Origin of the sequence: Aeromonas sp. FDAARGOS 1409 (genome assembly GCF_019048705.1) — a bacterium.
In the GTDB taxonomy this organism is placed as follows: domain Bacteria; phylum Pseudomonadota; class Gammaproteobacteria; order Enterobacterales; family Aeromonadaceae; genus Aeromonas; species Aeromonas sanarellii.
This window is the reverse complement of sequence record NZ_CP077395.1, coordinates 2,720,744-2,734,079: the sequence shown is the minus strand read 5'-3', so window position 1 is coordinate 2,734,079 and position 13,336 is coordinate 2,720,744. Positions and strand designations below refer to the sequence as shown.

Here is a 13,336-nt window from a genome sequence, read left to right as displayed (position 1 = left end):
CAAAAAGGGGGGATAAACGTGCGCCAAGCTGCCGACAGGAACCATCATGAGCCTCTATTTGGGCCTGCCCCAGTGGTCGCACCCGGCCTGGCCCGGTCAACTGCTGGGGGTGGGCGCCAGGCCCGCCGAGCACCTCGCCCACTACGCCCGAGTGTTCAACACAGTGGAGGGCAACACCACCTTCTACGCCTCGCCGACCCCTGATACGGTGCGGCGCTGGGCCGATGCGGTGCCTGACCACTTTCGCTTCAGCTTCAAGTTTCCGAAAGAAATCAGCCACCAGAGCGATCTGGTGAGCGCAGACAAACAGGTGGTGGCCTTTATCCGCCTGCTCGAACCACTGCACCCCAAGCTCGGGCTGCTCAAGCTGCAGCTGCCCGCCCGTTTCGGGCCCGACGGGCTTGCCCGCCTGACAGCCTTCCTCGAGCGGCTGCCGAAGGACTTCAGCTATGCCCTCGAGGTGCGCCACCCCGATTTCTTCGCCAAGGGGGAGGCGGAGCGCGCCCTCAACCGGATGCTGATGGAGAAGGGAGTGAACCGCATCATGCTCGACAGCCGCCCGCTGTTCTCGGTGCCCGCCACCTCGGCCGCCCTGGTGGACGCCCAGGGCAAGAAACCCAGGTTGCCGGTCCACCTGCTGGCCACGGCAAACCACCCTGTAGTGCGCCTGATAGGTCTGCCTCAACCCGAGGACAATCACCCCTTTTTGCCGTCCTGGTTGCCCCATTGGCAACAATGGCTCCGGGAGGGCAAGGATCTCTACCTCTTTGTCCACACCGCCGACAACGCACGGGCCCCCGAACTCGCACGGCAGATCAGCCGCCTGCTCGGCCAGGAGATGGCCCCCTGGCCGGGAGAAAACGATCGCGCGCACCAGGGTGTGCTGCCCTTTTGAGCGGCGCTCTCCCCGCCCCTTCCCCGACGCTAAAAAAAGCCGTTTTTTTGTGGCCCCACGGGGCTTGGCGTCAAGACAAACGCCGACCTTTCCTCTACACTAGCGCCCCAAGTAAGGTCCCGGCCCTGGGTGCATGGCAATGCGTTGCCCACCAGTGCCCGGCACCAAGGCAGGGCCCGGACCATGGCCCGTTGCGAGCAGGGCAAGCCCGAAGGATCCCGGAGCAAGCCACCCCGTTCGTCAACCGGTGACGACGCCATTTCGATGCCCGTCTACCCAAGATTCAATTGAACAAAACAGCCGTGGACTCCACCGGCTGTCAGGTTGCGTCAGCATGCACGATCAGATTTTTGCCGCCCCCATCGCCCGTCTGGGAGACTTCTGCTTTGACGAGCAGGTCGTCGACGTCTTCCCCGACATGATCCAGCGCTCGGTGCCCGGTTACAGCAACATCATCTCCGCCATCGGCATGATGGCCGCCCGCTACGCCCAGCCCCAGAGCCGCCTCTATGACCTCGGCTGCTCCCTGGGCGCCGCGACCCAAGCCATGCGCCGTCACGTCAATCAGCCCGGCTGCCGCATCACGGCGGTGGATCTCTCCCACCCCATGATAGAGCGGGCCCGCGCCCACCTCTCCGGCTTCAAGTCCGAGGTACCGGTGGAGCTCATCGAGGCGGACATCTGCGACATCGCCATCGAGAACGCCTCCGTGGTGGTGCTCAACTTCACCCTGCAGTTCGTCGCGCCCGAGAAGCGGGCGGCCCTGATCCAGCGCATCTTTGACGGCCTGCGCCCCGGCGGCATCCTCATCCTGAGCGAGAAGTTCCGCTTCGATGACGAGCAGGTCAACGAGCTGCTCATCGACCTGCACCTCGACTTCAAGCGGGCCAACGGCTACAGCGAGCTGGAGATCAGCCAGAAGCGCACCGCCCTTGAGAACGTGATGCGCACCGATACCCTGGCGGTCCATCAGGCGCGCCTGCGGGACGCCGGTTTCACCCATCAGGATCTCTGGTTCCAGTGCTTCAACTTCGGCTCCATGATCGCCATCAAAGCCAGCGACCCGACCCAGCCATGATCGACTTCGCCAACTTCTATCAACTGATCGCCAAGAACCGGCTGAGCCACTGGCTGCACACCCTGCCGGCCCAGCTGCACGCCTGGCAGCACGACAACCTGCACGGGGATCTGCCGCGCTGGAACCGTGCCCTTGCCAAGTTGCCGGTCGTGCCCCCCGGACAGATCGAGCTCAAAGAGCGGGTCGCCATCGGCGGGGACGAGAGCCTGGGCGAGGGGGAGCGCAAGAAGACCGAGAGCCTGCTGCGCCAGCTCATGCCCTGGCGCAAGGGCCCCTTCCATGTGCACGGCATCCACATCGACACCGAGTGGCGCTCCGACTGGAAGTGGGATCGGGTGCTGCCCCACATCAGCCCCCTCGAGGGGCGCTATGTGCTGGACGTGGGCTGCGGCAGCGGCTACCACCTCTGGCGCATGGTGGGGGAAGGGGCGAAACTGGCGGTCGGCATAGACCCCAGCCCGCTCTTCCTCTGCCAGTTCGAGGCCATTCGCCACTTCGCCGGCAACGACCAGCGCGCCCACCTGCTGCCCCTCGGCATCCAGGAGCTGCCGGCGCTGCGGGCGTTTGACACCGTCTTCTCCATGGGAGTGCTCTATCACCGCAAGTCCCCCATCGAGCACATCGAACAGCTGCGCAACCAGCTGAAAGACGACGGCGAGCTGGTGCTGGAGACGCTGGTGGTGGACGGCGACGAGAACCAGGTGCTGGTGCCCGCGGATCGCTACGGCAAGATGCGCAACGTCTGGTTCCTCCCCTCGAGCGCCGCCCTCAAGCGCTGGGTCGAGCGCTGCGGCTTCACCGAGGTGCGCATCGTCGACGAGAATATGACCAGCATCGACGAACAGCGTCGTACCGACTGGATGATTAACGAATCCCTGAGTGATTATCTGGACCCAGACAATCCCGCACTCACGGTCGAAGGATACCCGGCACCCAAGCGTGCCGTACTGATCGCCAGAAAGGCCAAAGACTAGCCGATGGCGGCTGTGGAAGTTACACTGACCCAATTCCAGGAAGCACAGTTAAATGAATGACATGAAAAGCAAATTAAAAGGAATGACCCTGCTCTCCCTGCTCAGTCTCGGCGGGTGTGTCAGTATGGAAAAAGCCCCCCCGGTCCCGACCCTGACGCTGGCCGAGCTGCGCAACGAGATTGCCCTGAGCGAGCAACGCCTGCAAACATCCATGGAACAGCAACAGAAGCAGTACGTGCAGCAACAGCACCTGCTGGTTCAGCTCAACACCGATGTCACCAACATGAAAGAGTCCGTGAACAAAGTCGACAGCAAGCTCGATCAACTGCCGCCAGAGCCGCCCAAGGCCATGCCCATCCCCACCGAGAAGTGCCCAGCCCCGAGCCAGGGTCACACGGTAGACGGCAAGCTGCTGGTGGGTGAAGCCGAGTGGATCTGGGTTGACGCCGCCAACGACGCCTTCCAGGCCCGGGTCGATACCGGTGCCACCACCTCCTCCATCAGCGCCCAGGAGATCACCATCTTCGAGCGCAACGGCAAGAACTGGGTGCGCTTCTTCCTGAGCCACCAGGAGATGGACGACAAGATCCAGATCGAGGCGCCTCTGGTGCGCCACGTGCGGGTGCGCCAGGCCTCCGCCGACGACCTCGACCGCCGTCCCGTGGTGCGCCTCACCGTGCGCATCGGCGACATGACCGAGAAGGCCGAGTTTACCCTGAAAGACCGCAGCGACATGACCTTCCCCGTGCTGCTGGGCCGTGAGTTCCTCAAAGACATCGCCGTGGTCGACGTGGCCCGCGAATATATCCAACCCAAACCCAAGCTCAAGGATGTGAAATAATCCATGGTTTCCCGTAAGCCGTTCTATCTGCTGGTCGCCCTGTTGTTCATCGTCGGCCTGGGAATGACGTTTTATCACCATGTCGCCCTGGACGTGCCCCTCACGCCCGGTGAAAAACGTCAGATCTGGTCCATCGAGGCCAAGCTCGAGTTCGAGGCGACCGGCGAACCCGTCATCGCCTCCCTGGCCATTCCGGGCACCCAGCCCGGCTTCACCCTGATGAACGAGAACGCCGCGAGCCCGGGTTATGGCCTGTCGTTCGTGGAAAAGGACGGGGATGCCCGCGCCGAGTGGTCCATCCGCAGTGCCTCCGGCCGCCAGGAGCTCTACTACCGCGTCGACATGATGGCGGATGCCCACGCCAAGCCGGCCGCGAATCCGCAGCCGCCCGCCATCGAGAAGCAGATCGAGAGCGAGCCTTACGCCACCGCCATGAAGCAGATCCTGGAGCGCGCCCAGGAGCGTTCCGCCGACGGCTACACCCTGACCCGCGAGATCATCAAGGAGATCGAGAAGCAGGAGCAGAACGCCGAGCTGCTGAAATCCCACAAGAGCCGTGCCAACCTGATCGCCGAGCTGCTGAACAACGCCGACGTCCCGGCCCGCGTCGTCCATGCCCTGAGCCTGGAAGATGGCCGCCGCCGTCAGGAGCTGGTGGACTACCTGCAGGTGTTCAACAGCCCGACCGACTACAAGCTGTTCAACCCGCAAAGCGGTGAACAGGGTCAACCGGCCAACCTGCTGCTGTGGGAGTACAACTCCGGCGCCCTGCTGGACGTCACCGGCGGCCACAACTCCCGCGTCACCTTCTCGATGATCGAGCAGGAGCAGCCGGTGAACGTGGCCCTGGCCCAGAAGTTTGAAAAATCGGAGATGATGAACTTCTCCATCCACAGCCTGCCCCTGGAAGAGCAGGCCCTGTTCAAGGGGCTGCTGCTGATCCCCATCGGCGTGTTGATGGTGGTGTTCCTGCGGGTCATCGTGGGGATCAAAACCTCGGGCACCTTCATGCCGGTGCTGATCGCGGTCGCCTTCATCCAGACCTCCCTCGTCACCGGTCTGGTGGGCTTCCTGTTGATCGTCGGCACGGGTCTGGTGATCCGCTCCTACCTCTCGCGGCTCAACCTGCTCCTGGTGGCGCGGATATCGGCGATCATCATCATGGTGATCTCGATGATCGGCATCTTCTCGGCCTTCGCCTTCAAGCTGGGGCTGACCGACGGCATGAAGATCACCTTCTTCCCGATGATCATCCTCTCCTGGACCATAGAGCGCATGTCCATCCTGTGGGAGGAAGAGGGCCCGAAAGAGGTGTTCCGCCAGGGCGGCGGCTCCCTGCTGGTGGCCGTCATCGCCTACCTCGCCATGGACAACGAGCTCATCCGTCACCTCACCTTCAACTTCCTCGGCCTGCAGCTGGTGCTGATGGCGACCGTGCTGTTGATGGGCAACTACACCGGCTACAAGCTGAGCGAACTCAAGCGCTTCAAGCCGCTGGTGGACGAGATGAAGTCTGGTGCCACCCCGGGTAAGGACAAGTAACAGATGTGGTTCTGGCAGAAATACACCAGTCCGTGGAGCCTGTCCCAGGCAGGCATCCTCGGCATGAACAAGCGCAACCACTCCTACATCAGCCGCTATAACCCGCGCCGTCTCTACCCGCTGGTGGATGACAAGCTCAAGACCAAGCGCATCGCGCTGGACGCCGGGGTGACGGTGCCGGAACTGATCGGCACCATCCGCGAGCAGCACGACGTGGGCCGCATCACGGCGCTGGTCAAGGAGTGGCCGGGCTTCTGCATCAAGCCGGCCCGCGGCTCCGGCGGCAAGGGGATCCTGGTGATCCTGCGCCAGGAGGACGGCCTCTTCTACAAGCCCAACGGCAGCGCCTGCAACGGCCAGGATCTGGAGCGCCATGTCTCCAACATACTGGCGGGCCTCTATTCCCTGGGCGGCAAGCCCGACGTGGCGCTGGTGGAAGGGCTCATCAACTTCGACGACGTGTTCGACGGCTACTCCTTCGAAGGGGTACCCGATGCCCGGGTGATCATCTTCAAGGGGTTCCCGGTGATGGCCATGATGCGCCTCTCCACCTCGGCCTCCGACGGCAAGGCGAACCTGCACCAGGGCGCCGTGGGGGTGGGTCTGTGCCTGCGCACCGGCCGCGCCCTGCGGGCGGTGCAGTTTGGCAGCCCGCTGCGCCACCACCCGGACACCGGCCTGGATCTCTACGAGCTCAAGGTGCCCCACTGGGACACCCTGCTGACGCTCGCAGCTTCTTGCTACGAGATGTCGGGCCTGGGCTACATCGGCACCGACATGGTGCTGGACAAGTTCCGCGGCCCCATGCTGCTGGAGCTCAACGCCCGTCCCGGCCTCGCCATCCAGATCGCCAACGGCCGCGGCCTGGTGCCGAACCTCAAGACCATAGAGAAGCTGGGCCAGGTCAAGATGAACGTGGAGCAGCGGGTCAACTTCGCCAAGGATCACTTCGGCATCTTCGACGAGTAGGCGATGACATCGTCCTTCCCTTGCAAAAACGCGCCCCTGGCGCGTTTTTTATGGCCGCTCCTCACCGGAGCCGGGGAAGGCCGATCCCCGTCACATCCCGTGGCGGCGCCCCTTCAACGACACGGCACGAGGGGATAAGCTCCAGACGGGGGTAGCTGCCACGACCGCTCCGGGCGGGCGCCATCCCCCAGTCCCGTGAGGCACTGCGCCTGCCAGGAGGGCGCCTAATGTCGGCGACAAAGCGGTCTCTCGATGGTAGATTAATCAAATCAAATAGATAGCATCGATCGGGTTTCTCCTATGCAACGTTGGCCCAGCCTGAAACAGCTGCAATATCTGGTCGCTCTGGACGAGCACAAGAACTTCAACCGCGCCGCCAAGGCCTGTCATGTCAGCCAGTCCACCCTGAGTACCGGGATCCAGACCCTGGAGGACATGATGAACCTGCAGCTGGTGGAGCGGGATCACAAGAGCTTCATCATGACGCCGGTCGGCATGGAGATAGTGGCGCGGGCGCGCAACCTGCTCTCCGACGCCCGGGATCTGATGGAGCTGGGGCAGCAGCAGGGGGGCGTCATGCACGGTACCGTCCGGCTCGGCTGCATTCCCACCATAGCCCCCTTCCTGCTGAGCAAGCTGCTGCAGGTGTGCGGCAAGGCCTATCCGGATCTGGAGCTGCTGCTGCGGGAGGACACCACCACCAACCTGCTCAAGCAGCTGGAGCAGGGCCAGCTCGACCTGCTGATCCTGGCCCTGCCGGTGGAGATCGGCGGCTTCCACAGCAAGATGGTGGGCATAGATCCCTTCCATATGGTGATGCCGTCAAATATGGCTGCCACTCTGCACATGCCGTTCGACTACAAGGAGCTGCCCAACCAGAGCATCTTCCTGCTGGAGCGGGAGCACTGCCTGACGGAGCACGCGGTGAGCGCCTGCCGGCTGCGGGACAAGAGCAAGATCAACCCCTTCGCCGCCACCAGCCTGCACACCCTGGTGCAGATGGTGGGCGCGGGCCTCGGCACCACCTTCCTGCCCCAGATGGCCATAGATGCCGGCATCCTCGACAACTCGGATCTGGTGGCCATCCCCCTGCCCGGGGAGAAGCCCTATCGGGAGATAGGCCTGGTGTGGCGCCCCAGCACCACCCGGGTGCAGACCTTCTACAAGATTGCCGAACTGCTCACCCCCCTCATCAGCCCCAAGGCGGCGAGCTGAGGCCGGGATTGCCGGCGCCCCCTGCAAGGGGCGCCAATCCGCTATGCAGCCGTCATTCAGGTTCCAGGCAGGATCATCGTCTATGATGAATCCCGAACCCTATCAAGGAGTTGAGATGTTTCGCACCTTGCTGCTGCCCCTGTTGGCCCTGCTTGTCACCGCCTGCTCCAGCACGCCGGAGCCGCCCCCCCCCACGCGCCAGAGCAGCGCCTTCGACAGCTTCTATCAGCAGTGGCGCGGCGTCCCCTATCGCATGGGCGGTTCGGATCGCGCCGGTCTCGACTGCTCCGCCTTCACCCAGCTCGCCTACAGCCAGGTGCTGGGCTTCACCCTGCCCCGCACCACGGAATCCCAGGCCAGCCTCGGCCGCCCGGTGGACAGATACCGGCTGCAGCACGGGGATCTGGTCTTCTTCAAGACCGGCTGGCAGCAGTACCACGTCGGGGTCTACACCGGGGCCGGAGAGTTCATCCACGCCTCCACCAGCAAGGGGGTGATCCGCTCGCGCCTCGACAACGTCTACTGGAACAGCCGCTACTGGCAGGCCCGCCGCCTGATCCAATAGGCGATCCCCAACAGAAAAGGCCCCTCGGGGCCTTTTCATGTTGCTGCCGGTTCAGTGCTTGCGGTGCCAGCGGGGCGAGGTGGCACGCTCCCCCCAGGGGGTCGTGCAGGGCAGCAGGGCCCCCTCGATGACGCCATCATGACTCGCCAGCGCCAGGGCTATCTTCTCGTGGAGCAGGCGCAGCAGGTTTTTCTCCTGCGCCGCCAGGGAGTGGCCAGCGGCGAAATACTCCCGCTGATGCTGCAGCGCCAGCTTCTGGGCAAATTCATAGGTGGTGAAACTGTCCGGCATGCGCGCGATCACGTCGTCCAGCCGGGCCAGCAGGCAGTGCAATTCCCTGGTCATGTGCGGTTCTCCCTCTGAGTCGATGAGTCACAAATACCCCTTATTGGATAGACAACCAATCGACATGCCCCAAAACTGTGGCCTCGAGCACAGTTCCACGGAAAGAGGTCCGTCGTCGGCCCACCCCGTGTCGCCAGCCGGTTTACAAGTTGGCAACGACCCGTTAGATTTGGACCGACTAATCAGTCGGTCATTTTATGTGCGGAGCCTGCCATGACCCCTCCTCTCTCCCCACCGGACAAATTCTCCCTGCCCGAGCAGCTGATCCGCCTCAGGCAGGCCTGTCAGGCCAACCCCATGCCGAGCCTGGCGCAGCGCCGCACCTTGCTGCTCGGGCTCAAGGGGGCGCTGCTCGCCCAGCGGCAGGCCCTGTGCGACGCCCTGGCCCTGGACTACGGCCAGCGCAGCGGCTATGACAGCCTGATCGCCGACATCCTGCCCTGCGTCATGCAGATCGACTACAGCCTGAGACGGCTCAAGGGCTGGATGAGGCCGGAGCGTCGCCACGCGGGCCTGCTGCTGGCGCCTGCCAGGGTCGAGGTGCACTACCAGCCCCTCGGCGTGGTCGGCATCATGGTGCCCTGGAACTTCCCGGTGATGCTGAGCCTCGGCCCCCTCATCACCGCCCTGGCCGCCGGCAATCGCGCCATGATCAAGCTCTCCGAGTTCACCCCCCACTCCAATGCCGTGCTGCGCACCCTGCTGGAGACGGTGTTTGACGACGACGAGGTGGTGGTCATCGAGGGGGACGCCGGGCTCGCGGCCGCCTTCAGCACCCTGCCCTTCGATCACCTGCTGTTCACCGGCTCCACCGCGGTGGGGCGCATGGTGATGGCCGCCGCCGCCCCCCAGCTCACGCCGCTGACCCTGGAGCTCGGTGGCAAGAGTCCCTGCCTCATCGCCCCCGACATGCCCCTGGCCCTGGCGGTGGAGCGGATGATCTTCGGCAAGAGCCTGAACGCCGGCCAGATCTGCGTGGCCCCCGACTATGTGCTGCTGCCCAGGGGGCAGGAGCAGGCCTTTATCGAGGCCTATCAGGCGCACTTTCGCCGCCTCTACCCCAAGGGACTGGATAGCCCGGACTACGGCTCCATCATCAACGCGGTCCAGTATGAGCGGCTCACCGCCTGGCTGGACGAGGCGAGCCAGGCGGGCGCCCAGGTGCACCCCTGCGCGACGCCCGCCCGGGATGACGGTGCCCACCGGCTGGTGCCCCACCTGCTGACCGAGGTGCCTGGGCACTGCCAGGTGATGCAGCAGGAGATCTTCGGCCCCCTGCTGCCCCTGGTGCCCTACGACGACATCGACGAGGCCATCGCCTATGTGGCGGCACGGCCCCGCCCGCTCGCGCTCTATCTGATGAGCCTGGACGAGCCCCTGCAGCGCCGCCTCATCCGGGAGACCCACGCCGGGGGCATGGCCATCAACGAGAGCCTGTTCCAGGCGGCGGCGGACGACGCCCCCTTCGGCGGCCTGGGCCCCTCCGGCATGGGCCACTACCACGGCCGCGAGGGCTTCCTCACCTTCTCCAAGGCGAAGACGGTGCTGCGCCGCGGGCGCTTCAGCACGGGGAGCCTCATTCACCCCCCCTATCGGCGCTGGTACCAGCGGCTGATGATGGCCCTGCTCCTGCGCTAGGAGGCGACATGCGAGACCCCATGACCGACAAACGCCGCCAGATCCTGGAGGCCGCCCTCGCCCTGTGCGCCGAAGACGGCCTGCAGGGTGCCGCCACCGCCCGCATCGCCAAGGCGGCCGGGGTCGCCAACGGGACCCTGTTTCACCACTTTCCCAGCAAGGAGGTGCTGATCCAGAGCCTCTATCAGGAGATCAAGGCGCGCCTGGGCGCCGCCATCAGCGAGGCCGACCCCGCGCTCCCCCTCGAGGAGCAGGCACGCCACTACTGGGGCCAGGCGATGGCCTGGATGCAGGCCCACCCCAGGGAGCTCAGGTTCGTGCTGGGCTTCTTCCACTCCCCCCTGCTGGCCCGCCCCCTGCGCAGCCAGATCCTGGGGGAGACCCTGCCCTTCCTGCCGCGCCTGCTGGCCCTGGGGCAGGCTTGCGGCGAGCTGGCGCCGGCGCCCCCCGTCCTGATGCTGGAGGTGTGCCAGAGCCAGTTTCTGGCCTGCGCCTCCCTGTTCGTGGATCAGCCGGAGCTCGGGAAGGACCCCCACTGGCAGGAGAGCGCCTTCACCCTGTTCTGGTCCGCCATCAGCGGAGGTTCCCATGCGCCCTGACGCCCTGCTTGCCACAGGCAGGCGCCTCTGGATGGGGGGCCTGCTCTGGATCATCGGCCGCACCCTGTGCCGCGCCGCCCGGGTCGACGAGGCGGTGCGCCGCGAGCTCGCGCCCCTGCCGGACGGCCTTGTCATCCGGCTGGAGGTGAGCGGCATGAGACGGGGGCTGACCCTGCACAAGTCGGGGGGCCGCTGGCGATGCGGCCCTGCGCCCGATTCCGGCGGGCTGCACCCGCTGCGGGTGCGCTTCAAGCACCCCGCCGTCGCCTTTCGCGTCCTCAGCTTTCGCCTCGGCATCAATCAGGCCTTCTGCGAGAACCGACTGCAGGTGGAGGGGGATCCCGGCGCGGCCATGCACCTGGTGCGGGCGCTGGAGCAGCTGCAGGCCCTGATCCTGCCCGCCTTGGTGGTGCGGCACCTGCTGCGCCACTACCCGCACCCGCCGCGCAAGCTGGCACGGGCCTGCCACATCTACCTGGGTCTGTTGACCGGTTGAACACGAAGAGGAACACCATGAGCCGCTATTACGATTTCTTCTGCCCGGTCAAACTGATGGCGGGGGAGCAGGCGCTGGAACAGCTCCCGGACGAGCTGATGGCGCTGGGGGCGCGCCGCCCGCTGCTGCTCACCGACAAGGGGGTCGGCGGTACGGGCCTGGCCAACCTGCTGGCCGGGGTGCTGGCCGAGGGGGGGCTGCCGGTCGCCGCCATCTGGGACGAGATCCTGGCCGACTCCTCCACCGCCGTGGTGGAGCGGATCGCCGCCCGGTGGCGGGAGCTCGGCTGCGACAGCCTGGTGGCCCTGGGGGGCGGCTCCGTCATCGACACCGCCAAGGCGGTCAATATCCTGGTCACCCTGGGCGGGGAGCGGCTGCTGGATCACGCCGGGGCGGGCTGCCTGACCCGGCCCCTCAATCCCCTGGCGGTGGTGCCCACCACGGCGGGTACCGGCTCGGAGGTGACTCTGGTGGCGGTGATCAGGGACGAAGGGAGCGGGCGCAAGGTGCCCTTCACCTCCCCCTTCCTGCTGCCCGGGCTGGCGGTGCTCGACCCGCGCCTCACCCTGGGGTTGCCGCTGCCCATCACGGCCGCCACCGCCATGGACGCCATGACCCACGCCATCGAGGCCTTCATCGGTAACGGCAAGAACCCGGTCAGCGACGCCCTGGCCCTGATGGCGGTGGAGAAGATAGCCGACGCCCTGCCCAGGGTATTGCAGCAACCGCAGGACAAGCGCCTGCGGCTGCAACTGGCGGAGGGCTCCACCCTGGCGGGCATGGCCTTCTCCAACTCTATGGTGGGACTGGTACACGCCCTCGGCCACAGCCTGGGGGCGCGCTGCCACCTGCCCCACGGCCTGTGCATGAACCTGTTTTTGCCCGCGGTGCTCGACTACAACAGGCCCGAGATCGATGAGGAGCTCGCCCGGTTGCTGCTGCCGCTCGCGGGACCGGAGCGCTTCGCAGCGACCCCACAGGCGCTGCGACCCCAGGCCAGCCTGGATGCCCTGAACCGCCTGCGGGACCACCTCTGGCAGACGGTGGGGTTGCCGCGCACCCTGGCGGAGGCCGGGGTGACCGACCGCTCACTGCTCACCGAGATACGGGATCTCGCCATCGACGACGGCGCCCTGCTCTACAACCGCAAGGACGCGGACAGGGACCAGTTGCTGGCCCTGCTGGAGCGGGTGTGGGCCTAGCGGGGATCAGGGCGCCGGGGTGAAGACCCCGGTGGAGAGGTAGCGATCCCCCCGATCGCAGATGATGGCCACCACCACCCCCTGTTTGAGCTCGGCCGCCACCCGCAGGGCACCGGCCACGGCGCCCCCCGAGCTGACGCCACAGCAGATCCCCTCCTCCCGGGCCAGGCGGCGCATCGTGGCGAGGGACTCGTCGAGCGTCACGTCCAGCACCCGATCGACCCGCGCGGGCTCGAAGATGGCGGGCAGATAGGCCTCGGGCCAGCGGCGGATGCCGGGGATCTGGCTCCCCTCGGCCGGTTGCAGGCCGATCACCTGCACCGCCGGGTTCTGCTCCTTGAGGTAGCGTGAGACCCCCATGATGGTGCCCGTGGTGCCCATGGCCGAGACGAAGTGAGTGATTGCCCCCTCGCTCTGGCGCCAGATCTCGGGGCCGGTGGAGAGGTAGTGGGCATCCGGGTTGGCGGGGTTGTTGAACTGATCCAGCACCAGCCCTTCCCCCCGCGCCTGCATGGCAAGGGCGAGGTCTCGCGCCCCTTCCATGCCATCGTCCACCAGCACCAGCTCGGCGCCATAGGCCTGCATGGCGTCGCGCCGCTCCTGGCTCATGGTACGCGGCATGATGAGCCGCATCCGGTAGCCCCTGGCCGCCGCCACCATGGCGAGCGCGATGCCGGTGTTGCCCGAGGTAGCCTCGATGAGGCGGGCCCCGGGCGCTAAGTGACCGCTCGCCTCCGCACGCTTGATGAGATTCAGGGCCGGCCTGTCCTTGACCGAGCCGGCGGGGTTGTTGCCCTCCAGCTTCACCAGCAGGGTCACGTCGGGATAGGGGTTGATGCGGCGCAGCGCCAGCAGCGGGGTGTTGCCGATCAGATCTTCCAGGGTGGCGAAGGCCATGGGGATCCATCCTCTGTCAATGTTCTATACCTTGCCTTGCGACCATTCGCAGGCTGGCCAGTGTAAGCGAGCCCGCCACG

General features: G+C 65.8%; 14 protein-coding genes. 12 read left to right on the top strand and 2 right to left on the bottom strand.

Features of this window, described 5'->3' with window-relative positions:
- Nucleotides 1-46 precede the first annotated feature (46 nt).
- The 8 genes from I6L39_RS13060 (at nt 47) to I6L39_RS13025 (ending at nt 8,079) form a co-directional block, all read left to right on the top strand.
- The gene (locus I6L39_RS13060) at nt 47-895 is read left to right on the top strand and encodes a DUF72 domain-containing protein (RefSeq protein WP_216989877.1); all 849 of its coding nucleotides are present in this window, start codon (nt 47-49) and stop codon (nt 893-895) included.
- 334 nt (nt 896-1,229) lie between these two features.
- Nucleotides 1,230-1,973, top strand: coding sequence for a carboxy-S-adenosyl-L-methionine synthase CmoA (cmoA, locus tag I6L39_RS13055; protein ID WP_209793528.1), 744 nt, complete (start codon nt 1,230-1,232; stop codon nt 1,971-1,973).
- Nucleotides 1,970-2,947 (top strand): tRNA 5-methoxyuridine(34)/uridine 5-oxyacetic acid(34) synthase CmoB, encoded by a 978-nt coding sequence (gene cmoB, locus I6L39_RS13050; RefSeq protein ID WP_216989876.1) that lies wholly within the window; start codon nt 1,970-1,972, stop codon nt 2,945-2,947. Before cmoA ends, cmoB begins: the two co-directional genes overlap by 4 nt.
- Nucleotides 2,948-3,029: 82 nt before the next feature.
- A complete protein-coding gene (locus tag I6L39_RS13045) occupies nt 3,030-3,788 on the top strand; it encodes an ATP-dependent zinc protease (protein WP_197068412.1) in 759 nt (252 codons plus the stop codon).
- 3 nt (nt 3,789-3,791) lie between these two features.
- A complete protein-coding gene (locus tag I6L39_RS13040; protein WP_042077309.1) occupies nt 3,792-5,330 on the top strand; it encodes an inactive transglutaminase family protein in 1,539 nt (512 codons plus the stop codon).
- A 3-nt stretch (nt 5,331-5,333) separates the two neighbouring features.
- The gene (locus tag I6L39_RS13035) at nt 5,334-6,299 is read left to right on the top strand and encodes an alpha-L-glutamate ligase-like protein (RefSeq protein WP_042077307.1); all 966 of its coding nucleotides are present in this window, start codon (nt 5,334-5,336) and stop codon (nt 6,297-6,299) included.
- A gap of 300 nt (nt 6,300-6,599) precedes the next feature.
- Nucleotides 6,600-7,514 (top strand): hydrogen peroxide-inducible genes activator, encoded by a 915-nt coding sequence (locus I6L39_RS13030; RefSeq protein WP_042077305.1) that lies wholly within the window; start codon nt 6,600-6,602, stop codon nt 7,512-7,514.
- Between the two features lie 115 nt (nt 7,515-7,629).
- Nucleotides 7,630-8,079: a C40 family peptidase gene (locus I6L39_RS13025; protein ID WP_042077303.1), complete on the top strand. Its 450-nt coding sequence runs from the start codon at nt 7,630-7,632 to the stop codon at nt 8,077-8,079.
- A 51-nt stretch (nt 8,080-8,130) separates the two neighbouring features.
- Here I6L39_RS13025 and I6L39_RS13020 read toward each other — a convergent pair whose 3' ends face one another.
- A complete protein-coding gene (locus I6L39_RS13020; protein ID WP_042077302.1) occupies nt 8,131-8,424 on the bottom strand; it encodes a hypothetical protein in 294 nt (97 codons plus the stop codon).
- Between the two features lie 213 nt (nt 8,425-8,637).
- On the opposite strand from I6L39_RS13020, the gene I6L39_RS13015 reads away from it, so the two are divergent.
- The 4 genes from I6L39_RS13015 to I6L39_RS13000 are packed head-to-tail and all read left to right on the top strand — an operon-like array spanning nt 8,638 to nt 12,359.
- Nucleotides 8,638-10,062, top strand: coding sequence for a coniferyl aldehyde dehydrogenase (locus I6L39_RS13015; RefSeq protein WP_216989875.1), 1,425 nt, complete (start codon nt 8,638-8,640; stop codon nt 10,060-10,062).
- Between the two features lie 8 nt (nt 10,063-10,070).
- Complete coding sequence (locus I6L39_RS13010; RefSeq protein WP_216989874.1) at nt 10,071-10,661, top strand: TetR/AcrR family transcriptional regulator; 591 nt, start codon at nt 10,071-10,073, stop codon at nt 10,659-10,661.
- Entirely contained in the window at nt 10,651-11,157 is a 507-nt protein-coding gene (locus I6L39_RS13005) for an SCP2 sterol-binding domain-containing protein (RefSeq protein WP_216989873.1), read from the top strand. Before I6L39_RS13010 ends, I6L39_RS13005 begins: the two co-directional genes overlap by 11 nt.
- 17 nt (nt 11,158-11,174) lie before the next feature.
- Nucleotides 11,175-12,359, top strand: coding sequence for an iron-containing alcohol dehydrogenase (locus tag I6L39_RS13000; RefSeq protein WP_216989872.1), 1,185 nt, complete (start codon nt 11,175-11,177; stop codon nt 12,357-12,359).
- Between the two features lie 6 nt (nt 12,360-12,365).
- Here I6L39_RS13000 and cysM read toward each other — a convergent pair whose 3' ends face one another.
- On the bottom strand, nt 12,366-13,256 hold the full coding sequence (gene cysM, locus I6L39_RS12995; protein ID WP_216989871.1) for a cysteine synthase CysM: 891 nt from the start codon (nt 13,254-13,256) through the stop codon (nt 12,366-12,368).
- Between the last annotated feature and the right edge of the window lie 80 nt (nt 13,257-13,336).

What these genes read in the sequence shown, in the direction of transcription:
- I6L39_RS13060 (WP_216989877.1), top strand. Translation starts at nt 47, where the DNA reads ATGAGCCTCTATTTGGGCCTGCCCCAGTGGTCGCACCCGGCCTGGCCC.
- cmoA (WP_209793528.1), top strand. Translation starts at nt 1,230, where the DNA reads ATGCACGATCAGATTTTTGCCGCCCCCATCGCCCGTCTGGGAGACTTC.
- cmoB (WP_216989876.1), top strand. Translation starts at nt 1,970, where the DNA reads ATGATCGACTTCGCCAACTTCTATCAACTGATCGCCAAGAACCGGCTG.
- I6L39_RS13045 (WP_197068412.1), top strand. Translation starts at nt 3,030, where the DNA reads ATGACCCTGCTCTCCCTGCTCAGTCTCGGCGGGTGTGTCAGTATGGAA.
- I6L39_RS13040 (WP_042077309.1), top strand. Translation starts at nt 3,792, where the DNA reads ATGGTTTCCCGTAAGCCGTTCTATCTGCTGGTCGCCCTGTTGTTCATC.
- I6L39_RS13035 (WP_042077307.1), top strand. Translation starts at nt 5,334, where the DNA reads ATGTGGTTCTGGCAGAAATACACCAGTCCGTGGAGCCTGTCCCAGGCA.
- I6L39_RS13030 (WP_042077305.1), top strand. Translation starts at nt 6,600, where the DNA reads ATGCAACGTTGGCCCAGCCTGAAACAGCTGCAATATCTGGTCGCTCTG.
- I6L39_RS13025 (WP_042077303.1), top strand. Translation starts at nt 7,630, where the DNA reads ATGTTTCGCACCTTGCTGCTGCCCCTGTTGGCCCTGCTTGTCACCGCC.
- I6L39_RS13020 (WP_042077302.1), bottom strand. Translation starts at nt 8,424, where the DNA reads ATGACCAGGGAATTGCACTGCCTGCTGGCCCGGCTGGACGACGTGATC.
- I6L39_RS13015 (WP_216989875.1), top strand. Translation starts at nt 8,638, where the DNA reads ATGACCCCTCCTCTCTCCCCACCGGACAAATTCTCCCTGCCCGAGCAG.
- I6L39_RS13010 (WP_216989874.1), top strand. Translation starts at nt 10,071, where the DNA reads ATGCGAGACCCCATGACCGACAAACGCCGCCAGATCCTGGAGGCCGCC.
- I6L39_RS13005 (WP_216989873.1), top strand. Translation starts at nt 10,651, where the DNA reads ATGCGCCCTGACGCCCTGCTTGCCACAGGCAGGCGCCTCTGGATGGGG.
- I6L39_RS13000 (WP_216989872.1), top strand. Translation starts at nt 11,175, where the DNA reads ATGAGCCGCTATTACGATTTCTTCTGCCCGGTCAAACTGATGGCGGGG.
- cysM (WP_216989871.1), bottom strand. Translation starts at nt 13,256, where the DNA reads ATGGCCTTCGCCACCCTGGAAGATCTGATCGGCAACACCCCGCTGCTG.